Source organism: Vibrio fluvialis (genome assembly GCF_900460245.1).
GTDB lineage: Bacteria > Pseudomonadota > Gammaproteobacteria > Enterobacterales > Vibrionaceae > Vibrio > Vibrio fluvialis.
In genome coordinates this window covers 1648895-1671715 of the sequence record NZ_UHIP01000001.1, presented here as the reverse complement: position 1 = coordinate 1671715, position 22821 = coordinate 1648895, and the positions used below count along the sequence as shown (strand labels likewise).

The 22821-nt window shown below is 50.6% G+C and carries 18 protein-coding genes and 2 tRNA genes; 12 read left to right on the top strand and 8 right to left on the bottom strand.

The genetic code is table 11. The annotated features are described in order from the left end of the window. The first annotated feature begins 58 nt into the window (after positions 1-58). Genes DYA43_RS07870 through DYA43_RS07860 form a run of 3 tightly spaced genes read left to right on the top strand, consistent with a single transcriptional unit; the run spans position 59 to position 1931 of the window. Positions 59-574 (top strand): M48 metallopeptidase family protein, encoded by a 516-nt coding sequence (locus DYA43_RS07870; protein ID WP_020432533.1) that lies wholly within the window; start codon positions 59-61, stop codon positions 572-574. Beyond that, positions 567-1664 (top strand): 23S rRNA (adenine(1618)-N(6))-methyltransferase RlmF, encoded by a 1098-nt coding sequence (gene rlmF, locus DYA43_RS07865; protein WP_061056581.1) that lies wholly within the window; start codon positions 567-569, stop codon positions 1662-1664. The genes DYA43_RS07870 and rlmF overlap by 8 nt, the downstream gene beginning before the upstream one ends. 36 nt (positions 1665-1700) lie before the next feature. After that, complete coding sequence (locus DYA43_RS07860) at positions 1701-1931, top strand: hypothetical protein (RefSeq protein ID WP_020327489.1); 231 nt, start codon at positions 1701-1703, stop codon at positions 1929-1931. On the opposite strand, the gene pilW is transcribed toward DYA43_RS07860, so the two are convergent. Together pilW and metA are read right to left on the bottom strand one after the other, a co-directional pair. Continuing rightward, on the bottom strand, positions 1932-2651 hold the full coding sequence (gene pilW / locus DYA43_RS07855) for a type IV pilus biogenesis/stability protein PilW (RefSeq protein WP_061056580.1): 720 nt from the start codon (positions 2649-2651) through the stop codon (positions 1932-1934). A 178-nt stretch (positions 2652-2829) separates the two neighbouring features. Continuing rightward, on the bottom strand, positions 2830-3771 hold the full coding sequence (gene metA, locus DYA43_RS07850) for a homoserine O-acetyltransferase MetA (RefSeq protein WP_020327487.1): 942 nt from the start codon (positions 3769-3771) through the stop codon (positions 2830-2832). Positions 3772-3912: 141 nt separating this feature from the next. On the opposite strand from metA, the gene DYA43_RS07845 reads away from it, so the two are divergent. Further along, entirely contained in the window at positions 3913-4287 is a 375-nt protein-coding gene (locus tag DYA43_RS07845) for an ATP-binding protein (RefSeq protein ID WP_061056579.1), read from the top strand. 5 nt (positions 4288-4292) lie between these two features. Here DYA43_RS07845 and DYA43_RS07840 read toward each other — a convergent pair whose 3' ends face one another. From DYA43_RS07840 to DYA43_RS07820, 5 genes are all read right to left on the bottom strand, one after another. After that, positions 4293-5441, bottom strand: coding sequence for an ABC transporter permease (locus tag DYA43_RS07840; protein ID WP_020327486.1), 1149 nt, complete (start codon positions 5439-5441; stop codon positions 4293-4295). Beyond that, on the bottom strand, positions 5428-6591 hold the full coding sequence (locus tag DYA43_RS07835; RefSeq protein WP_061056578.1) for an ABC transporter permease: 1164 nt from the start codon (positions 6589-6591) through the stop codon (positions 5428-5430). The genes DYA43_RS07840 and DYA43_RS07835 overlap by 14 nt, the downstream gene beginning before the upstream one ends. 3 nt (positions 6592-6594) lie before the next feature. Next, positions 6595-7569, bottom strand: coding sequence for an HlyD family secretion protein (locus tag DYA43_RS07830; RefSeq protein WP_024374143.1), 975 nt, complete (start codon positions 7567-7569; stop codon positions 6595-6597). Beyond that, complete coding sequence (locus tag DYA43_RS07825; RefSeq protein ID WP_061056577.1) at positions 7566-8999, bottom strand: TolC family protein; 1434 nt, start codon at positions 8997-8999, stop codon at positions 7566-7568. Before DYA43_RS07825 ends, DYA43_RS07830 begins: the two co-directional genes overlap by 4 nt. Positions 9000-9150: 151 nt before the next feature. Further along, entirely contained in the window at positions 9151-9384 is a 234-nt protein-coding gene (locus tag DYA43_RS07820; RefSeq protein ID WP_020432526.1) for a hypothetical protein, read from the bottom strand. A 358-nt stretch (positions 9385-9742) separates the two neighbouring features. Between DYA43_RS07820 and DYA43_RS07815 the strand changes: the two genes are divergently transcribed. The 6 genes from DYA43_RS07815 to DYA43_RS07790 all read left to right on the top strand — a co-directional run bounded on the left by DYA43_RS07815 (position 9743) and on the right by DYA43_RS07790 (position 21150). After that, entirely contained in the window at positions 9743-11365 is a 1623-nt protein-coding gene (locus tag DYA43_RS07815) for an ATP-binding protein (RefSeq protein ID WP_020327481.1), read from the top strand. Next, the gene (locus DYA43_RS07810) at positions 11362-12045 is read left to right on the top strand and encodes a response regulator (protein WP_024374659.1); all 684 of its coding nucleotides are present in this window, start codon (positions 11362-11364) and stop codon (positions 12043-12045) included. The genes DYA43_RS07815 and DYA43_RS07810 overlap by 4 nt, the downstream gene beginning before the upstream one ends. A gap of 81 nt (positions 12046-12126) precedes the next feature. Next, positions 12127-12897 carry a substrate-binding periplasmic protein gene (locus DYA43_RS07805; protein WP_020327479.1) on the top strand — a complete coding sequence of 257 codons (771 nt, stop codon included), beginning with the start codon at positions 12127-12129 and terminating at the stop codon, positions 12895-12897. Positions 12898-12920: 23 nt separating this feature from the next. After that, positions 12921-13895, top strand: a complete 975-nt coding sequence (locus DYA43_RS07800; RefSeq protein WP_199465406.1) for a chemotaxis protein — start codon at positions 12921-12923, stop codon at positions 13893-13895. Positions 13896-14314: 419 nt separating this feature from the next. Further along, entirely contained in the window at positions 14315-20266 is a 5952-nt protein-coding gene (gene pulA, locus DYA43_RS07795; protein WP_061056576.1) for a pullulanase-type alpha-1,6-glucosidase, read from the top strand. A 191-nt stretch (positions 20267-20457) separates the two neighbouring features. Continuing rightward, positions 20458-21150, top strand: a complete 693-nt coding sequence (locus tag DYA43_RS07790; RefSeq protein WP_061056575.1) for a DUF2726 domain-containing protein — start codon at positions 20458-20460, stop codon at positions 21148-21150. On the opposite strand, the gene DYA43_RS07785 is transcribed toward DYA43_RS07790, so the two are convergent. Continuing rightward, positions 21142-22200 carry a GGDEF domain-containing protein gene (locus DYA43_RS07785; RefSeq protein WP_024374661.1) on the bottom strand — a complete coding sequence of 353 codons (1059 nt, stop codon included), beginning with the start codon at positions 22198-22200 and terminating at the stop codon, positions 21142-21144. The two genes, DYA43_RS07790 and DYA43_RS07785, sit on opposite strands and share 9 nt — an antisense overlap. 277 nt (positions 22201-22477) lie before the next feature. On the opposite strand from DYA43_RS07785, the gene DYA43_RS07780 reads away from it, so the two are divergent. Both DYA43_RS07780 and DYA43_RS07775 read left to right on the top strand, forming a co-directional pair. Next, positions 22478-22554, top strand: a tRNA-Val gene (locus DYA43_RS07780). 37 nt (positions 22555-22591) lie between these two features. Continuing rightward, positions 22592-22668 (top strand) — tRNA-Val (locus DYA43_RS07775). Positions 22669-22821: the final 153 nt, after the last annotated feature.

The window sequence follows — 22821 nt, the reverse complement described above, 5'->3', positions numbered from 1 at the left end:
CCGGGTTTCGGTTACACTTTGCGACCCTAAATTTTTGGCCTGTTAAAGCGTTTCCGTTATGCATCCTGTACTGAAATACATTCAGGGTTATCCTGCCCACATTCTCGAACCGGTTCAGCGAATGGTTGAATCTGGAAAGTTGGTGTCTTGGTTTGAGCAGCGTTATCCGCAGCGTCACGATATTCAGAGTGAAAAAGCGCTGTTTAACTACACGATGGATATCAAAAATCAGTACATGAAAAAAACCGCGCCGCTGAGCAAAGTGGTGTATGACGGCAAGATTCACCTCATTAACAATGCGCTCGGATTACACACTTATGTGTCCCGAGTGCACGGCAACAAAATTAAAGCCAAGAACGAAATCCGTATAGCCAGCGCATTCAAAAACGCACCAGAACCCTTGCTGCGTATGCTGGTGGTGCACGAACTGGCGCATCTACGCGAAAAAGAACACAACAAAGCCTTCTATCAACTGTGCTGTCATATGGAGCCGGACTATCATCAGCTAGAACTGGATGCACGGTTATATATGATGGTGCTTGAACTGAAGGCGGGAAAGAAAATCGATGTCTAAACCAACACGTCCGTTCACGCGCAAATCGGAGCGCAGCGCTAAGCCGATGGCTAAAGCTCAATCAGGTAACAAGCCGACGGGCAAGCCCATGACGAAGAAAAATACTCAGGCTCCTCTAAAAGGTAAAGCGGGCTTGCATCCGCGTAACCAGCACAAAGGCAATTACGATTTCCCTGCGCTGTGCAAAACTCTGCCAGAGCTTGAACGTTTTCTGATTAAGAATCAGAAAGGGGAATGGAGTATTCCGTTTTCTGACCCAGTGGCGGTGAAGCTGCTCAACAAAGCATTGCTGGCTCATCATTACGGTGTCACGTTCTGGGATATCCCTGCCGGCTATCTTTGCCCGCCAATTCCGGGGCGCGCGGATTACATTCACCGTGTAGCGGATTTGCTCACTGAAGAGTGCCCCGCACTTAAGCAAAATAGGGTGAAAGCGTTGGATATTGGCGTGGGTGCGAACTGCATTTACCCGATAGTTGGTGTAACGGAATATGGCTGGAATTACACGGGCAGCGATGTGGATCCGGCGTCGGTCAAACAGGCAAATTTGATTGCGCAAGGCAACCCAGTGCTGAAAGGGCGCATTGAATGCCGATTGCAGAAAAACAGCAAAGCAATGTTCAGTGGCATCATTGGCAAAGATGAGCGTTATGATGTCACCACCTGCAATCCTCCGTTTCATGCTTCTCTGGCTGAGGCTCAGCAGGGCACTGAGCGTAAAATCCGCAATCTGCGCGACAACCAGCTTAAGAAAGGGGTCGCTCAGACTCAGCAGGCCAAAACAGCGCCTGTGTCTCCGACACTGAACTTCGGCGGGCAGAAAGCTGAACTGTGGTGCCCGGGGGGCGAAGCGGCGTTTGTGAAAGACATGGCGTTGGAAAGTCAGAAGTTCGCAGAACAAGTGCTGTGGTTCACGACACTGATTTCTAAGAGCGACAACGTCCGTTGGTTGAAAAAACAACTGGAGAAAGTTGGCGTGCAGTCGATAAAGGTAGTAGAGATGCAGCAAGGACAGAAAGTGAGTCGCTTTGTGGCATGGAGTTTTCAAAATGCTGAGCAGCGCAAGCTGTGGTTGAGCAAAAAATGCTAAGGTAAATAACAGGATAAACAGCAGAGGAGGTTGGTCATGGACTTTGAAATCTATACCCCCTGTCAGCCTGATTGGCTATGTGTACCGTTTCTTTCCGTGTTTTCGGTCATTTTGTTGATTGGTCTCGTGCTGTTTATTCGTATCTTGTATCGCGAATACCAAAAAATTCAACGCTCTACTAAAGTTCGCCGTTTGCGCCGCACGCACTATCGCGATCGCAAAGGCGGCAAAGATGGCCGCCCAACCAACATTGGTAAACGTCGCTAATTATGATGGAGAAAGAGCATCCAGCGCTTGCTGATACTTTTTCTCCAGTGCTTTATTACCCGCCTTTTCTTCCAGTTCAATCAAGAGTTGTAGAGATGCCTTTTGGTAACCGTAACGCTGATGAAACGCCAGCAGTTTGATTCTCGCTTCTGTGTAATCTCCCCGTTCTATTTCCAGCTTCGCCAGTTGCAGTAAAGACCGAACCCGTGTCGGATCGTGGTCGACAGCACGTTTGAAGTAGTAGGCGGCTTTTTCTGGGTCGCCGGATTTGAGTGAACAAAACGCGGCGTTCTCATAGCTGGCGGAAATCAGGTAGTAGTAAGGCTGTTCGACAGCGCGGTTGAAGTACTTATCGGCCTGCTGATATTCGCCGTGTTTGCATAGAAAGGTGCCGTAATTGTTGAGCACATTGCCGTTTTTGGGATGATCGCGCAGTGCCGCGCGGTAGGTGTCTCGGGCTGAGTCGGTTTCGCCAACGGTTTCAAAGTAATGCGCCATCGACAGTTGTGAGCGGTAATAGTGCGGCGCGTGCTGCATCGCTCTTTCTAGATTTTCACGCGCTTTGATCATGCTGCCGTTTTCTAAGTAACCCAGCCCGAGTGCGATACGTGATTCGGCCATCTCAACCGGATCGCTTTTCAGATCGCTGTTGTCTGACTCCTTCACCGTAATACAGCCAGTTAAACTCAATACGCACGCCAGTATCCATACATGTTTCATTCGCTCACTCCTTTTCAATGCACAATCATAAGCACATCAGCAAGTTAACCTAGGTAACGGCAATAACATTGCGAGTCAGTTGGCAAACATACGAGAGTCAATCGCAAAGGATGCGAGGCGAGTAAAAACGTAACGTGCGGATAAAGAAAAGGCCGCTAAAGCGGCCTGAGAGATAGACTTAATCGTCTTTGGTGAATTTGTCTTCGCTGAAGTGCTCCAGATCGTACGGCGTTTGTTGGTACACGCAGTAGTTGAGCCAGTTCGCAAACAGCAGATGACCATGGCTACGCCAGCTGGCGCGCGGTTTGTTGTCCGGATCGTCATTCAGGTAGTAGTTGACCGGAATTGCCGGTTCCAGACCTTCACCCAAGTCGCGAATATACTCATGGTGCAGAGTCAGGGAATCGTATTCTGGATGACCAGTGACGAACACATTGCGTTTGTCTTTGGTCGAGGCCAGATATACCCCCGCCACATCCGAGGTGGCCAGAATATCCAGATCGGTGTGAGTTTCTAAAAAACCCGGCTCAAAATCCGCGTAGCGTGAATGAGGCGCAAGGAACGTATCATCAAAACCTCGGGTCAGCGGATGATAAGGCTGCAGGGTTTCATGGTGATACACGCCGGAGAGCTTCTCGTCACGGGTGCGTTTCGGTAGGTTGTACAACAGTTTCAGGCCAGCTTGCGCCGCCCAGCACACATACAGTGTGGAGGTGACATGCTGTTTGGCCCATTTCATGATCCGTTGTAGGTGGTCCCAATACACCACATCCTCAAATTGCACCAAACCTAAAGGCGCGCCAGTAATGATCAGGCCATCGAAGTTACGGTGGCTAACGATTTCAAACTGACGGTAGAACTCATTCAGGTGCTCTTCTGGAGTGTTTTTGCTTGGGCGATCATCAATGCGCAACAATTCAATGTCCACCTGAAGTGGCGAGTTGGACAACAGGCGCAGGAACTGTGTCTCTGTCTCAATCTTTTTCGGCATCAGGTTCAAAATCAAAACTTTAAGCGGACGAATTTCTTGCGTAGAGGCACGCGATTCTGGCATCACGAAGATATTTTCATTGCGTAGAACATCAGTTGCAGGCAATTGATCGGGGATCTTAATTGGCACAGCTTTCTCCCTAAGCGTTACGTTTGGACGTCTATACATCTAGACTTATAACCCAACTCCCTAAAGTTGTCGATAGCAAAATGCAGCCGGCTCGAATTTAAGTTAGTATGAAAGCCACGATTTTCCTACTCCAAACCCACTATGCCACTCACTCTGACCCTGATTCGCGGCCTGCCAGGCTCCGGCAAATCCACCCTTGCGAAAACCTTGCCCGGAGTGCATCTGGAAGCGGACATGTTTTTTGAGAACGCACAGGGCGAATATCATTACCGCCCGGAATTAATTTCCAAGGCGCACGAGTGGTGTCAGCGGGAATGTGAACGCGCATTGGCGCAGGGGAATAGCGTGGTGGTGGCGAACACGTTTGTGCGTCATTGGGAAATGACTGCGTATAAAAATCTGGCGCGAAAATATCGCGCCAGATTAGTTACCAAAGTCTGTCGGGGGGATTTCCCGAATGTTCACGGTGTCGACTCCGCCACTATCGAGCGTATGCGCCAAAAGTGGCAGGACTGAAGCGATTAATCGCGATGTGCCAACTCACCTTGACCAGTGCGCGTAAACTGCCACCAAGCCAGCGTGCCCCAGACGAACGTTTGCAGCCACAACAGTGTCCATTGAGGCGCTATCTGACGCCATTCTGCGCCCATCTGGTTTAACGCCAAAAAGCCCTGAATCCCCGGCGTACTCGGAAACAGTTTTGATATCCAAACCAGCGGGGCTGGAATTGCCTCAACAGGCCAGATAAAGCCAGCTGAAAATACCAATGGCATTGAGCTGATCAGTACTACCAGTGTCACCAGTTCCCGGCGTGGCGTTAATGCGCCAAGCCAGATGCCGATAAAACACGCACTGAGCAAGAAGGGCAGCAAGAGGGTGAGGAGCTGTCCGCCACTGGCGAGGGTGTTCACTCCGTGGCTGGTAAAACTCGCTCCGAAATAGTACATGCTGAGCAGATAATAGATCGCAACGATGATCGCGCTACGCACCAGAATCAAACGCAGCGGTGACACGCGGCTCCAATAACCCCGGCCTTGCTTCTGCGTTCCCACCATCAAACCTGAAGACATCGCCAGCGTTTGTTGCAAAATCAGTACGAAGACGGCCGGAACGACATAATCGACGTAGCCCATACGTGGGTTGAAAGTCGGTTTGAGATTGGACTGCATGGCTGAATAGTGATGGGCAGCCAGTGCCATCGGCTCACCGTCGATCACCAGACGCGAAACTTTGGCTTTGGCCGACAGTGTGCCGCCCGCCTGCGCCAGGCCCTCAACAATCGTGCCGTAGACCAGAAAATAGGACGCATCACCGGCATACGCCAGTGTCGGGCTTTTACCCAGCAGCAAGTCTTTATAAAAATGTTCCGGGATCACCAGAATTCCGCTGACTTTGCCATCGAGAAAAGCGTGTTTCGCGTCTTCAATCGAATGGTCCCGTTGAACCACCTGCACCTGAGGTGTGGCATCCACCATTCGCTCTAACTGATAGCTGGCCTGGCTTTTGTCGAGATTGACCACCGTGATTTTTTGCTCGCGCGGCGTTTGATGGCTGTAGGGAAGCGGATACAGGAACGAATAGAACACCACGCCGCCAATCATGGTGAGCATGACCACCGGATTGGTCAGCAGGGCTTTGAGCTCGGCTTTAAACAGTTCAAACAGGGTCATGAGTACTCCTTACGGTTTGCTCTTTGCTTTGATGCTTGCGAATTAACGCTAACGTCAGCAGCAGTGGCAGCACATAGCCCACCATTGGCCATAAATGGGACAGCGATTTTGCTGCGCTCAGTCCGTAACTGACCTGACTGACCTGGACTTCAATATAGTGACTGATGGGCAGTAGGCTGCGCCATGCCTGAGCCAGAGAACCCATATCGGAGGTCGGAAAGGTGATGCCCATGAAGGCAAAGCTGGGCGCGGTGAACGCACCAGCAAAACTCATTGCGCGCGCTGGATCGAGCGTGAGGAAGTAGAACGCGGCGCCCATGATCATGCAGGCAACGGCTGTCAGCATTTGTGCGCCAATCAGTACCGCGAAACTCCCATGCATTGGCCACTGCAGCAGTGAGTAAAACCAGATGAGAAACGCTGCGCCTTGCAGCACAAACATCGGGTAGTAAGGCAATAACGTACGAATCAGATTCAACAGCGGTTTGTCACCCAACCAGGCTTTCAGTCCGTATTCGCGATAGTTGGCAGTCAGAATCAAAATGGTACTGACTACAACCACAATCTGCCACAATGCCGGCACAATCGCAGACACCAGAAACTGGGCGTAGTTGGTGTTTTTGTTAAACAGCGCCGTAATTTGCGTGCGTACCGGAACGGAACGGCCCATGGCGCTCAGTGTGGTTTGTTCACCGGAAGCGAGTGTTTTCACCACGTCAATCTGAGCGTTGAGTGTTCCCTGCGCTTGCACTACCGCTGAGTTAATTAAACGACCAACCAGAATGTACTGACTGTTGTAAAAAGTAGTGACTCTCGGCTGTTCGCCACGATAAATGGCTTTATCAAACTGATAGGGAATCACCACATACGCATAAATGTCGCTGGTTACCATGTCATCTTTAGCTTGAGCCACGTTCTGATATTGGCGCGTGACTGACAGCGTTGACGTGGCATCCAGCTCTCTGACTAACTGACGTGAAAGCTGGCTGTGTGACAAATCGACCACACCAATCGGCAGATTCTGAACCACACCCGCAGAAAAGATCCACCAGATGGAACCGGCCAGCAGAATGGGTACCCAGGTCAGGCAGGCCAGTAACCAGTGATCATGACGCAGCAGTTGCCATTGCGAGGGGATAGCGCGGCGCATCACTTACAACTCAACCACCACGCTCATGCCCATGCGCAGATTCGTTTCTGGCGCAGTCGGGCGAGCTTCTACTTCAAAGGTACGCAGGTCAAAACCTTGCGCAGCATCAGTTGAGCGCCAAGTCGCGAAATCACCCATCACGGCGACATGGGTCACTTTAAACTCCAACGACTTGTTCAGCGCAGGCAGATAGGCATTAAACGTGGTGCCTTTCTGGAAATGACTCAACAGATCCTCACGCACGTTCAGCACTGCCCACGAATCTTCGCGATCAACCACCGTCACCACAGGAAAACCCTGAGGAGCCAGTTCGCCGCTTTGCATTAACACCTGCGACACTTCACCATCGAACCAGCTTTCGATTTTTGTGTCTGCGGCATAAGCTTCTACTTCCGCTACGGCACCTGCGGCCATACGCGCTTTCTCCTGCGCGGCTTGTTTGGTTTCTGCGCGAGCGCCTTCTTTGGCCATTTCATACATCTGGAATGCCGCGCTTTCGGTGTATTTCGCCGCTTGCCACTGAGTATTGGCCTCATCACGTTTCTGTTCGGCAACCACGCCATCTTTATACAGGTTGTTCACGCGCAGGTAGGTTTTCTCTGCCAGTTCAGCCGCGGCTTTGGCTTTCATCCATTGGTCTTTCGCGGCGCGAATCTGTTGCTCGCGAGCGCCATTTTCGGCTTCTTGTGCCAGCGCGCCAGCAGCTTTCTGACCCGCGATGGCTTGTTCCAGTTTGGCTTCAATTTCCGGGCTGTGCAGGGTGAAAATCAGCTGACCTTTTTTCACTTCATCGCCTTTACGCACGTAAACCTGATCGATTCGCCCCGGTACTTTGGACGAGATGCTGTATTGCTGAGATTCAATCTGGCCTTGCAAGCGCACAGGCTCTGGTTGGTAGGCCTGATAAAAGCTGTAACCAATCCAGCCCGCGGCTGCTAAGACAGTGACTGCAAGAAGAGAGGATTTTGCCGCTTTCATGAAGGATCCTTTTGCGTGTTGAACTGGTTATTAGAATGCTGAGTGACCAGAGGAATCGCACTCTGGGTGTATTGCGGGAAGGTGGTCATTTCGCTGGAGATCGCCAGAAGTTTGGTGAGCGAAATCAGATAATTAAATCCGGCCGCCGCTTGTTGGGTACGAATGCTGGCTAGATAGAGTTCGGCATCCACCACATCCAGAGAGGTCGATAGCCCTTGGCTGAACGCTTTCTGGCGCAGAGAGAGGTTCTCCTCTGCCAATTTCAGGCTTGAATTGAGCCCCTGAACTTCTTCCAGTGCCTGCTCGGCCTCTTTGTAGGTTTTCTCAACCAACACACTGAGATCTTGCTTGGCTTGCGCGCGCAGATATTTCACCTGCGTCACGGTGCTGCTGGCGGCTTTCACTTGCGAGCTGCGGCCTGTGTTTTCAATCAGCGGCACGTTGACGCCCACTCCAACCATCCAGTCTGGCGCGATTTGGCTGGCAAGCGAGTCATCTTCGTAGAGGTTGTAGGTTCCGTAAAGATAGACCTCAGGATAGTATTTGCCTTTTTCCGCTTTGATGAGGCTGGAGGCCTGCTTCTCTTTGGCTGCCAGCATATCCAGTCCCGGATAAGTAGCCAGTGTTTGATCAATGAAAGCGCTCATTGGCGGCAGGCTGTTATTAATAAACAGGCCGCCACTTGGTTCAACGGTTTGATTCTGGCTGAGGATTTGTGTCAGTGCGCTCTGCGCGATATCGAGATCCTTTTGTGCTTTTTTACGCTCGACGGTGGCTTTGTCCAACGAGGCATCCGCCTGCAGGCGTTCGACATGTGCGATCTGGCCTTGCTGCTCAAGTTTAATGGCATTGTCGCGATGTTTGGTCAGACCTTGCTCTACGGCGATGCGGGTTTGCAACACTTCTCTGGCGAGGACAACACTGAAATAGTATTTGGCGAGATCTTCATAGCGAGCTTGGGTTTCCATCGCCAGCTTGCTTTGCGCTTCTTCTTTTTTTCCTTCCGCTGCATCTTGCGCCGCAGTAATACGACCACCTGTGAAAATGGGCCACACGGCGCGAATGGAAGAACTGAACACGTCGCGCTCAGTAATGGTAGAGGTCAGCGAGCCCAGAGAAGCGAATAAAGGGGCATAGGCCGCGAGGGAAGCAGGAATCCCCCCGGCGCTGTTGACGATTTGCTTTGCTGATACAGTCACATCCTGATCAAGACGCGTGTAATTGGCACCAACCGTCACGGAAGGCAAATTCAGATTCGATGTCGAGTCTTGCAGGTGTTCAAAGTGTTCGACGTTGGCTCGTTCAGCAGCTAATGAATTATTGTTTTGCTGCAATATTTCCCAGGCTTGCTGGAAAGAGATAGGCGCAGCGAATACTGACGAGGTCCCCAACAGCGAACACATCAGAATACTGATGGATTTCACTTTCATGCTTTAGCTCAGAATAGGGTTTTAGAGTTAATGCTCTATATTATAGATTTTCTGCCTGACGTGACAGAATTTTAAAAAGCCATCAGCAGTATATAAGAAAGTGCAACAGATGTAATAACGCGCTGACCCGGTTTGCGAAGTCAGCGCGATGTTAAATGCGGGGATAAGAAGGGCACAAGAAATCAGCACGCCAAATAAGCTTTTTGGTTCCTTGCATCGTGATCAACACGTCTCTGCCGGACATTTGAGGAAATGCGAGCAGTACGCGCAGTTGATCGTCGTCTTCGGTTTCGAGTTCATAAGCACGCACATGAGTAAATGTTGAGTGCAGATTCTCGAACAGCATGTCGTGAGACAAGCATATCCCGAAAGCATCTCTTTCCATGGTGAGTTTCCTTCTGACAATGTAGTGGTTAAGCCGCAATCACGATTTGAATAGTTATGTATAAGTTGTGATTGTTTTTACAACGCTTCAGTCCTCACTGCCCATTGAGTATATCGGCTAATCACTCAAACGAACTAAAAATAACCTAAATGTGGTGTGATCCATGCCACGTTTTATGGGTGCAAAAAATTTTAGTTTGTTGATGATTTATTGCTCACTCTGAGGCGTTTTTTTAGTCGCTAAATTTCCTTATCGAAATGAATAGGTTGGGGACTATCACAGGGCTCACAGTTCTCAGCCGCACTTTTCGCCCTGTTGTTAAATAAGTGTTAGCTTTGTGCGCAACAAGGAGAAATCGATGACATGGAACAGCATCAGCTTCCGAAAACGAATGCTGATCATTATGACTTTATCCGGTTTGATTGAACTGCTGGTGCTGGTGGCGGCGGGTTTTGTTTACATAAAACATGCACAAGAAGAAGAAATGGGGCTAAAGGCGCTGGGCGTGGCTTCGTTTCTGGCCAGTTCGCCAGCGGTCATCGATCTGATCCAAAAAGGCGATGCTTCTGATGCTCAACAAGAGCGTTTTCGCGATCTGACTCAGCTCATCGGTGCCGCGTTTATCGTGATTGGTGACGAGAAAGGTATTCGACTTGTTCATCCGCTTGACCGCCGTATCGGCAAACCGATGGTAGGTGGCGATAACGAACGCGCACTGAATAACGGTGAAGCTTACGTCTCGTTTGCACAAGGATCCCTCGGTAAGTCGGTGCGCGGTAAATCGGCGGTGCTTGACGCTAATGGCAATATCATCGGTGTGGTCTCGGTCGGTTATTTGCTGGAGCGTCTGCAAGATCGCATTGAGCCGTATCTCATTTACCTGATCGGCATTACTTTTCTGGTGGTAGCCGCGAACGGAGTGGTGTCGAGCTATGTCTCTCGCCGCTTTCAGAAAGCGATACTGGGTTTTGAGCCGGAAGAGATTGGCCGCTTGTATGTCGAACTTGACGTAACGATGAGCACCATCAAAGAGGGCATTCTCAGTATCGACGACAAAGGAATACTACGCTCGATAAACAAAAGTGCCTGTGAAATTCTCGGTATTGATCGTGATAAAGCCCTCAACCGTTTACTCACCGATTCGCTGCCGGACAGTGATCTGTATACGGTGCTGGAGTCAGGCGAGATAGACCACGACATTGAACTTTATCTGAATAAGCAGCGTTTGATTGCCAACCGCAGCCCGCTGATTGTGGATGGTAAAGTTGTGGGGGCGGTATCGAGTTTCCGTTTACGCGATGAAATTAATGATTTGACTGAGCAGCTGTCGCAAACCAAAGAGTACGCAGAAATGCTGCGTTCACAAACCCATGAACACCGTAACAAGCTCAATACCATCAGTGGCTTGGTACAAATGGGCGAACTGGAAGCGGTACAGCAGTTGATTGGGCAGGAAACCGCGCATTATCAGAGCTTGATTGAGTTCTTGCGCGAGACGGTGAAAGATCCGCTGATTGCCGGCATGTTGCTGGGTAAAACGGAACGTGCGCGTGAAATTGGTTTAGAGCTGCGCGTGGATGAGGGATCTCATCTTGCGGCGCTGCCTCAGCGTATTAACGCAGAAGATATCGTGACCATTTTGGGAAACCTGATCGATAACGCCTTTGATGCCACGCTGAGTGTCATTCGCAGCGAGCAGCCTATCCCGCAAGAGCGACGTATAATTGACGTATCTATCAGTGATTACGGCAATGAAATTATATTGGAAGTTGAAGACCAGGGTTGTGGACTTCCCACTGATGTCGATCCGGAAGTGCTGTTGCAAAAAGGGATTTCCAGCAAAGCCAAACAGAACCGCGGCGTCGGCCTGTTCTTGGTCAAACAGCTGTCGGATAGATATCAGGGACAATTAGAAATGGTCAGTGATAAGGAATTTGGAACACGTATGACGGTTTATTTGCCGAAGGAAGAAATGCAATGAGTACCCGGGTATTGATCATTGAAGATGATGTCGCGATTGCTCAATTGCATCACAAATATCTCAACCAGATCGGCGGCTTTGAAGTGGTAGGGATTGCCACAAGTCAGGCAGAAGCAGAGTTGCAGCTCGACGTTCTAAAGCCGGATTTGGTGTTGTTGGACGTCTATCTTCCGGATGGTACGGGCCTCGATATATTGCAGTGGGTGCGTGGCCGCAATGAGTGTTGCGACATCATCTTAATCACTGCCGCCCGTGATGTGGAAACGCTGCAGCAGGCTATGCGCGGAGGCGTAGTGGATTACCTGCTTAAACCGGTCATGTTTCCGCGTCTTGAAGCGGCGCTGAACAAGTATCAGGCCCGTCAGGTTGAGCTTGGCCGGGTCGCCGATCTTGATCAGGGAATGGTGGACAAAATGCTCACCGCACACACTCAATCCGAGCCCGGTCAGCAGCGACTGCCGAAAGGGATTGATTCGGTCACGCTGGACAAAATCCGCCATCTGTTTCGCCAACCTGTCAGCCTGACCGCTGATGAAGCGGGGGAACGCATTGGAGCCAGTCGCACTACGGCGCGGCGCTATCTCGAATATTTGATTGGTTCTGGAGAGCTGGAAGCCGACGTGCGTTATGGCAGCGTAGGGCGTCCGGAGCGCAGCTATAAGAAAGTCCTACGCCATTGAACGAACGTATCGTCTAGACGAACCTTCTATCCCTATCTACAGTTAAATTCAGACGTCGTCTGAACAATCAGGTAGGGTGTTATGAAGATAGGTAACACGTTCGTTAAAGTGATTTTTGTTTGGGTATGTTCGTTCTCCGGTGCCTTTGGCGCCACTCTGGATTCTCTGACCTATTACACGGAAGAGTATCCGCCTTTTAATTTCCATCAAAATGGTCAGGTGACGGGTATTTCGGTCGACCTGCTTCTTCAGGCTGCTCAAGTCGCAGGCATTACTTTGCCGCGCGATCACATTGTTTTGCAGCCTTGGGCGCGCTCTTATCGTTCGACTATTTTGCGTCCGGGTTCCGTGCTGTTTTCCACTACTCGTACTCAACATCGGGAAGATCTGTTTCACTGGGTCGGCCCGATTGACGACATCAAAGTCGTCATCATTGCCCGCAAAGGCAGTGGTATTGAGGTGGATAGTCCGCTGGACATGGCGTCTTACCGCATTGGTATCATTCGTGATGACGTGGGTGAGCAGATGCTGCTGCAGTTTGGTGTGCCACGAGAATCGATGCAAGAAGCGGCGTATGTCAGCGTACTGGCTGAGCAGTTGCTCAAGAAACGCATTGATTTAATTGCTTATGATGAACGTTCAGCACAGTGGTGGATCAAACAAGCGGGCTATAATGTCGAAGATTTTGAAACTGTTTATGTCCTCAAAGAAGGATTGTTGTACTATGCGTTTAACAAAAACGTCGATCAAAGCTTGTTGAACGACTTACAAAAAGGTATTGATACAATTAAAAATACCACCGGTAAAGATGGCGTGAACCTGTATCAGGCGATCTTGAACAAATATCGATGACTGGCCTTAAAGATGTGACCATTATGAGCAACCCAAGCAGTACAATCTTATTAGAAAGCGGCACCAACGAATTAGAGATTATCGAATTCCACCTGGAGAAGCTGCTGCCGAGCGGTCAAACCAAAACCTGTTATTACGGCATCAACGTGGCCAAAGTGCGTGAAGTGATTCGCGTGCCGGAAACCACGGACTATCCGAATGCGCAGCCGCACATGATAGGGGTGTTTTCATCACGGGAGATTCTCACGCCACTGGTGGATCTGGCAGGCTGGCTCGGTGTACCGACTCGCAAAGAGATCGACAACAAGTTCGTCATCGTGACCGATTTCAACCGCATGACCAACGGCTTTCTGATTGACAGCATCAGCCGCATTCATCGTATTTCCTGGAACGATGTGGAATCGCCAAGCCAGTTCTTAGAATCTGGTGAGCAGGACTGCGTCGTTGCGGTCGTGCGCAAAGAAGGCAAGCTGATCATGATTCTCGATTTTGAAAAGATCATTGCCGACATCAACCCGGAACTGAGTATGGAAAAATACGATGTGAAGGTAGACCGTTCAGTGGATCTTAACCAGAAAATGGTCGGCAAACGTAACGCCAAAACAGTCATGGTGGTGGACGATTCCGCCTTTATTCGCAGCCTGATTCAGGACACCCTGAGCACCGCAGGTTATAACGTGATTGCGTGCAAAGATGGTGGCGAAGCGTACGAAAAGCTGATGGATATTCAGCGTATTGCCAAAGAAGAGAACCTGCCAGTGAGCGAGCTGATCGACGCCATCGTGACCGACGTGGAAATGCCGCGCATGGACGGGATGCACTTGGTCAAACGCCTGCGTGACAGCGAAGTCTATACCAAGACACCTATCGTAATGTTCTCCTCCCTGATGAGTGAAGATAACCGTCACAAAGCCATGACGCTTGGTGCCAATGACACCATCACCAAGCCTGAAATCGGCAAACTGGTGAGTATGATGGATAACTATATTTTCGGTTAAGCGCGAATTAGTAGTAAAAACGGAGCCAAGGGTTCCGTTTTTTATGTGCAAAATTCGAAATCCGCCCGCTGCGCAGCTTGGGATTAGGATCATAAATTCCGGCACTCACGCAAATGTAACTTTCTTTCAGTTCCAGCCGCGCTTCAACCTACCGAGTGTTACCCGCTTCACTGAAATGGCCAGTGATATGAAACTCATCACCACTTATATCCCTGCCGAATGTGAACTCTCCCAATATTTTGATTTCTCATCCTTTTCATCTACGCCCATACCAGGGAATTGCAAGGGGGAGGTCATCAAATGCTGTCCAATTATAACGTTATTGTGCGTAGTCAGGTGCATATGACGGCGCATGTCAGGGTTTGCTGCCATTTCGTTTTCGAGCAGCACCCAATAACGTAAACCTTATGGACAGAACGATGAATACAAAGCTAACGAGAATAACCATCGCGTTTGCTTCACTGGGATTCTTGGCCGCCTGTAATGATGGCAGTTCCAGCGATAGCCAGACGATGAGCGTTCAGGCGATGGATGGCTATTTGAATCAGGCTGTGGTGTGGCTTGACGTCAACGGCAACTTTGAACGTGACAGTGATGAACCGCAAGCCATTACCGGCGAGCAGGGGCGTGCGGAGATTGATCTTTCCGCCTTCAATGGTGACCCCGACAGTTACACCTTGATGACAGAAATCATACAGGGACAAACCATTGACGAAGATCTGCCCGGAGTGACTGTGTCACGCGGCTACATGATGTCGGCACCGAAAGGCTATCGTCAGATCACACCGCTCACCACTATGCTGCATGCCAAAATGGAAGATGGCCTGAGTGAAGCGCAAGCTCTGGCCGCGCTGCGCGAGGATCTCAATCAACCGGATCTGGACCCGAAAGCGAACTACATCGCTGATGGCAATACACTGGTGGCACAGTCCGCGAAAGCTATGGCGCAAATGATGCCGGAGCAGTTCGATGCCAATCTGATTGGTCAGCATGCCGAACAAATGGCGCAAGGAGCCAAAGCGATTGGCGAGGAAATCAAAAACGCGCGCGAAAATGGTGGTGAAGTTGATCTTGGCAATAAAACGCTGACTTTCGATGAAAATGGCCGTCCTGTCATCATGGTCGATAGCGACAAAGATGGCGTTGCCGATAACGTGGATGCGTTTCCGCATGATCCGAATGAATCCGTAGACAGTGACAACGACGGCATTGGTGATTTCGCCGATAGCGACGATGACAACGATGGTTGGTCAGACGCAGATGAACGCCGTCTGGGCAGCGATCCCTATGATGCCAGCAGTGTGCCTGCGGATCTGGACAATGATGGTATCGCTGACGTTGACGACACTGATATGGATAACGATGGCGCGTTGAACAGCGATGATGCGTTTCCGCGTGATCGTTTTGAAAGTACTGATACCAATGGCGATGGCTTGGGCGACTTCGCGTCCAGCGATGATGATGCCGATGGTATTCCGGACAGCATTGATCCTCAGCCAAAAAATCCTGACAACGCGACAGAGACGCCGACCCCGACATACAGCGAAGCGGTCGTGTATTACCATCGCTCGGATGCCAACTACGCTGGATGGGGATTGCATCTTTGGAATGGCGGCAGCTGCGATTCGGTTGCCGACGACACCTTGAGCAGCGTGAGCTGGGGCGCGCCACTAAGCTACACGACTATCGACGGTGACTATGGTGCTGAGTTCCATATTCCGCTCAAAGCAGAGCATGGTAATTGTATGAACTTCATCATTCATAACGGCGATGACAAAGCGCTGGGTGGTGATGACCTGCAGCTGGATTTTTCCAAAGGTAACACGCTCTACACTGAGCATGGCAGTAGTGTTCTAAAATACTCGCCGAATGAACAAACGGCGGTCACGATTGAAGGGGCATCAGCGCACTGGATGGCAGCTGATTCTATCGCCTGGCAAACCACCGACGGTGCCAGCAGTTATCAGTTGTGGAACCGTGCTGAGGGCAATGGCGATATCAACGAGCCATCGCAGTTCGTTGCTTATCCGCTGGCGCAAGCGGGAGTGGTCAGCAGCACTCACTATCCGCATTTGAGTGGCATGGTAAATTTTCAACTGGACGTGACGGCTGAACAGGCTAAAGCACTGTTGAAAACCGAACTGCTGGCCGTGGCGCTCAACAGTGAAGGGCAAGTGTTGGCAGCCACGCAGTTGCAAATCCCTGGCGCCGTGGATGCGTTGTACACCGGCGGAGAGAACGATGCGGATGAAGCGAAGCTGGGTTCCTGGCTGGCTGACGGCAAAGCACATTTTGCTCTTTGGGCGCCCACCGCACAAAGCGTGGAGCTGTATCTTTATGATGCGGATAAAACGCTGCGTCAGGCGTCGCCTGTTATGATGAGCGAAGATCCGGCGACGGGTATTTGGCATTATCAGGGCGATGAAGCCACCTTGAATCAGGTCTACTATCGTTATCGCCTGCGTGCTTATCATTCGAAAACCCGTCAGGTAGAATGGATGATGACCACCGATCCTTACTCACTCTCTCTCAGCACCTCCAGCCTTTACTCACAACTGGTCGATCTGGAATCGCCGCAGAGTAAACCGTCAGGGTGGGACAACCAGATGGTTCCCGAGCTGAGTGCGCCGGAAGACAACATTATTTATGAAGTGCACATTCGTGATTTCAGCGCCAGCGATACCAAAGGTACACCGGAACTCAATGGTAAATACCTGGCATTTTTGGAAGAACAACGTGACAGTGTCGCGCACCTGAAAAGCTTGCGCGACGCCGGCCTAACCACTGTGCATCTGCTGCCAAGCTATGATCTGGCGTCCATTCCTGAAGAGAGTCGCCGCCGGGTCGATCTGAATGACACAGTCGCTAAGCTGTGCGATCTCAATCCAAGTGCGACATTGTGCAGCAATGGAACGGATCGCGGCGCGACAATTTTGTCTCTGCTGGAGCAGGCGGATCCTGCCACCGAACAAGCGCAGGCACTGATGGCCGACATTCGTCCGCTCGACAGTTTCAACTGGGGTTACGATCCATACCATTACTCGGCGCCGGAAGGCAGCTACGCCGTAAACAGTGAAGGATTGGCGCGCATCAAAGAGTACCGTCAGATGGTACAGAAGCTGCACGAGTTTGGTTTCAGAGTCGTGCAGGATGTGGTGTACAACCATACCTATTCATCGGGGCTGTACGATAAATCGGTCCTCGATAAAACGGTTCCGGGTTATTACCACCGTTTGAACCCGGTGACAGGGGCGGTGGAAAACTCAACCTGTTGTGATAACACGGCTTCTGAGCATCGTATGTTCGAAAAGCTGGTGGCTGACAGTGTGAGTATGTGGGCCAAAGAGTACAAAATCGATGGCTTCCGTTTTGACTTGATGGGTCATCTGATGAAGTCCAGCATGCTCAAAGTGTATGAACAGGTGAAAGCGGTCGACGAGGATACCTGGTTCTACGGTGAAGGCTGGAACTTTGGTGAAGTGGTCAACGGCGCACGCGGTGAAAACGCCACGCAATGGCAGATGGCCGGAACCGGAATCGGGACTTACAACGATCGTCTGCGTGATGGTGTGCGTGGTGGCGGCCCATTCGACAGTGGCGCAGATTTGCTTAATAACCCTGGTTTTGCCAATGCTGGTGACCGATTCAGTGATGATCTGAAATCACGTATGGATCTGATTCGCTACGGCATGGCGGGAAATCTGCAAAATTATCCGCTGAAAACCTACAGCGGGATGGTGGTATTGGGTAAGGATTACCTCTATGGCGACCAAGGAGCCGCGTATACGTTGGATCCGCAAGAGTCGGTAAACTATGTCTCCAAGCATGATAACCAGACGCTGTGGGATTTTAACCAGTATAAAACGGATGCGTCAGTCTCGTCGGCTGATCGCGCGCGAATGCAGATTGTCGGGCTCGCGCCTGTGCTGTTGGGGCAAGGCGTGCCGTTCCTGCATATGGGATCAGAGCTGCTGCGTTCCAAATCCATGGCTCGTGACAGTTACGACAGTGGTGACTGGGTCAACCGGGTTGATTTCAGTAAACAGACCAACAACTGGAACGTCGGTCTGCCACGCGCTGATAAAGATCAGGCGAACTGGAGTGCGATTCAGTCCATCATTAGCAATCCGAATACGGTGGCCTCACCGAAAGACATTGCCTGGAGTGATGAAGCATTTAAGACGCTGCTGAAAATTCGCTCTGGTACACCGCTGCTGCGTTTGCTGACGCAGGATGAAATTGTTACACGCGTACATTTCCACAACACGGGGTCGGATGCTCTGCCGGGCCTGATTGCGATGTCGGTGGACGACGGTATTACCTCCGGCGCGGATCTTGATGCCAACTACGACGCGATTGTGGTGATCATCAACGCCAACACGGCAGCACAAAGTATCACGATGGATGAAGCGTCTGGATTCAGTTTGCATCCGCTGCTGGCCAATGCGTCCGATTCGGTGGTGCGCAGTGCCAGTGTCAGCGGTCATACTTTCTCCGTCCCCGGGCTCACTGCCGCGGTGTTTGTTCTGCCGCAACAAGGCGAGCAGGGCACGGGTATTCAGGTTGCGTCACAACAAGCCGACCAGGCCCCTTACGGGTCAACCACTGTGTATCTGCGTGGTTCGATGAATGGCTGGGCAACCAGCACCGCTTTTGAGTATGTCAAAGAAGGGGTTTATCAGGTCAGTGCCTACCTTCAACCGGGTGAGTACGAGTTCAAGTTTGCCAGCGACGATTGGGCAACCGTGAACCTCGGGTTTGGCTCAGTGACAGACAACAGCGGACTGTTGCAGGACGCTGGTGGCAACTTCAAACTCACGCTGAGCGAAGCAGGGCTCTGGCACTTTGTACTGAATGCTTCGGATACTGCGCATCCGAGTCTCTCGCTCAGTCAAACGGATTATGCCTGTTATCAGGATGACGATCCGGCCTGTAACCTGCGTATTTATCAGGTGATGGTGGAGTCTTTTGTTGATGGCGACAGCGGTGCAGACTACGGCGTCGGCTATGGCAGTTCGCATCACAAAGGCGACTTACAAGGCATCATTGATAGCCTCGATTACATCGCCAGCTTGAATGTCAACGCCATCTGGCTGACCCCTGTGTTTGATTCGTGTGCAGGAACAGGTACAGACAACAAACTCGATGCGACTGGTTATTTTGCGTGTGATTACTTCAATGTCGATCCGAATTTTGGGACCAATGCACAACTGAAAACGCTGATTGATACAGCGCATGCTAAGGGCTTGTACGTGTTCCTTGACGGCGTTTTCGGTCACACTCATGTCAACACCGTCAAAGCTTCACCAACCGGGAAACTGCCGCAACTCAAAGCGGGTGAAAGCGGTTATCCGGGGCAATTGGTGGTGTACCCGAGCGCGGACAGTGAAGCCTTCTTCCAGGAAGTGGCGACGTACTGGATCAGTCAGTATCACATTGATGGCTGGCGTCTGGACCAAGCATATCAGGTACCGCTGGCAACCTGGCGTAACCTGCGTTCGGCGGTTGAAAGTGCAGCGGCGGCCAACAAAGCAGCTGGCGCGCAGTGGGGTACGCTGGGTTATATGGTCGGTGAAGTGTGGAGTGATGCCAACTCCATTACCGAACAAGCTTATGGCAGTGATGATGCGCCCGCTCTGGCTTCAGCCTTCAACTTCCCGCTGCGCTATGGCCTGGTACAAGCTTTAGCGGTTGAGGAGTCGGGGGCGTCAGCTAACGCACGAGCGCTCGATGCGTCTTGGAATACGCGTAGCCTGTCACCGTATCACGCCATGCCAAACCTGATGTTGGGCAACCACGATTTGGTGCGCTTTGGTGATTTGATTCAACGTGGCAACCTGGGCGATTTCTACGCACGCTATCAGGCAGCCATGACATTCCTGACGGCTTATTCCGGACCCATCACACTCTATTACGGTGAGGAAATTGGCGATGAAGTGGCAGATTTTGCGGCAAAAGTGACAGATAACTGCGCCGAGCAAGGGCTGTGTGATGACCATGTCTCACGCTCCAGCGGGAAAGTTGATGGCGTGACCGATGTGACCCTGACGGCTGAGCAGCAAGCATTCAAAGCCACGGTGTCCGAGCTGATGGCGATACGGGCACAGCATCCGGCATTGTATAACGGTGAGCGTCGGAACCTGTGGATTGACGATAATGTCTATGCGGATCTTAAAGTCAGTGGTGAAGAGCAGATAGTGTTTGCGCTCAACACGTCGACGTCGGCGCAAAGCCTGGCGATTGACATGAGCAAACTCAAGCCAACCACACAACTGCGTGATTTGCTGACGAATGAAGCGATCGCAACGACCGAGACCACGACAACGGTTTCGATCCCCGCCCTGACCGGACGTTTGTTACTGGTTGAGTAAGCATTCTTTGTATAAAGTGAAAGCCCGCTTCGGTGGGCTTTTTGTTTCTCGAAATGCCCAATCCTCAAAACTGAAGGAATAAACTGGCCTTTCCGCAAAACTTCGGTTATCTATAAAAGCGTTACGTCTCATTTAGTTACTTGCCACTACTGGCAGTTCAAAGCGCTATGAATAAAAGCTGATGGAGCACCATGACTAACATTTTCATCATTGTTGCATTGCTGGTGGTATTTTTCGTTGTGATTCAAAAGTACGTCATCCGTCACGACGATACCAAGGATTACGCCTATAAGCGCAAAGGGCCGGTGCTCAATATGGCCGAAAGCACCTTTTATAACGCATTGAAAACGGCAGTAGGGGAGCACGGTGTCGTACTGACCAAAGTCAGCATGGCGCACGTGGTGACGCCCACTAAGTTGCAGAACAAAAAGCAGTGGTTTATTGCCAGTAACCGCATTGCACGCAGCTATTTCAATTTTGTGGTGTGTGATGCCCGCACCTTAGAACCACGCGTGGTGGTAGAGCTTGACGATGGCAAGGAACTGAACAAGTCAAAGATTGAACGTGAAAAACTGCTGATGCACGTGTGCAAAACTGCCAACATTCCACTCATCGGCGCCAATATCAAATACAGTTATCAGGTCGGAAAGCTGCGCCGGTTGTTGGCCGCACATATTGATCTGATCGAAACCGATAAAGAAGTTCGCTTTTGTAAGCGTTGTGGCAGCCCGATGGTAATAAAAGTTGCCAGCCAAGGCGAATTTAAAGGCCGCCGCTTTTTTACCTGCAGCCGACAGCCGCACTGTACTTATACAGAAAACTATAACGTGGTGTTTGAACTGGATGATGACAACGAGTCGAATGATATCGAGCCGTTAAACTGATTCGGTTTGCATGGTGTGTTCGCGCTTGTCGGAAATTTGGCATAAACGCACCTGATTACGACCGTTTTTCTTCGCTCGATACAGTTCTACGTCTGCCAGTTTCAACAAATCGCTGAGGTTATCGCCATCCCGGTATTCGCAAATACCGACACTCAAGGTCAGTTGAATGCGTTGATTACGATAGTTGTAGAGGTGCTGCCCAATCACGTAACGCAGGCGCTCGCCGACGCGTTCTGCCTGTTCCAACCCTTGGTCAAACAGAGTGACACAAAACTCTTCTCCGCCGATCCTGAATAAGTTGTTGTCTCCCACGATCTGGCTCAGCAATTGCGTGGTTTCGATCAACACTTTGTCGCCGGTATCGTGGCCGAATTCATCATTAACCTGTTTGAAGTAGTCCAAATCGATGATGAGCAGGCACAGTGAGGAGGCGTCGTCTTTGTTCTTCTCGAAGTGGTTGAAGGCAGAGGTCAGCGATAAGCGGTTGTGTGCTCCGGTTAATGAATCCCGGGACGCCAGATAGGTGAGGGAATTTTCAATGTTGTGACGGTTGGTCTCATAAATGTGGGAAACCGTCCAAACGCCCACATAACACAGGATCAAATTGACTAACGTCGCTACCGTATCAAACGCGTCGACTTTGGTAGCATTGTGGTAGACGTTAAAAATCTGAATGATCAGCACCACGCCCGTCATCAGTCGTCCATGCGATTGTCCGAGCAAGACATAAAGCAGAATCGGGCAGAATATCGTCCATAGGAATAAACCGTTACCCAGCGGTTGCATGAAACTGCCCACACCGATAATGGTAATGAGGAAGTAGACATAGTACTGAATATGACGATGGGTATGTTTATGAGCGGTCGCCAGTCGATAAATATAACCAGAGTAGAAAGCGAATAAAAACTCCAGTCCTGCCAGCACATAGGCTTCGTTGTAGGAGATGTTGAAGATGGTGAAGAACAGGGCAATCCCAGTCAGGAACAGGCTGAGACCCGCCAGTACTGACGCTCTCAAAGTATGCGAATTGTCAAACAACCTTGCATCCATGTTCTAACGTCTCAATTGCATAGTTCCTAGCCAATAAGGCGCTATACTACCCCTTTAGTTTAAGCAATCAATATTATTTTTGAATACGAATCACAAAAGGAGAGATAGTTCTAATTAGTGCCGGAAAATTAATTGTGATGTAACTCAGTTAATTGTTATGAAATGGGATAAAAAAACAGCAAACTGTCGATGTAAAAGCCAATCGATTCAAAAACAAAGAAATTTGACTTGCGCGTCTGAAAATCTGTCGTTAATATCCTCCCCGTTCTCAGGTAAAGCGTCCGTAGCTCAGCTGGTTAGAGTATCGCCTTGACATGGCGGGGGTCGGTGGTTCGAGTCCACTCGGACGCACCATGAGAAAACACTCAGCAAGTGTATAAACATGCGGTGTGCGTCCGTAGCTCAGCTGGTTAGAGTATCGCCTTGACATGGCGGGGGTCGGTGGTTCGAGTCCACTCGGACGCACCATAAATTCACACAGAACCCGCTTTTTAGCGGGTTTTGTCGTTTCTTAAGCGATTAAAATACTTGGCTTTCCTAGAATGAGTATCCACATTTGTCTTCAGGTGTGGTTTTAATCGCTCCAACCTAAGTTCCCGACATCCAGATTAAGTTCGGTTC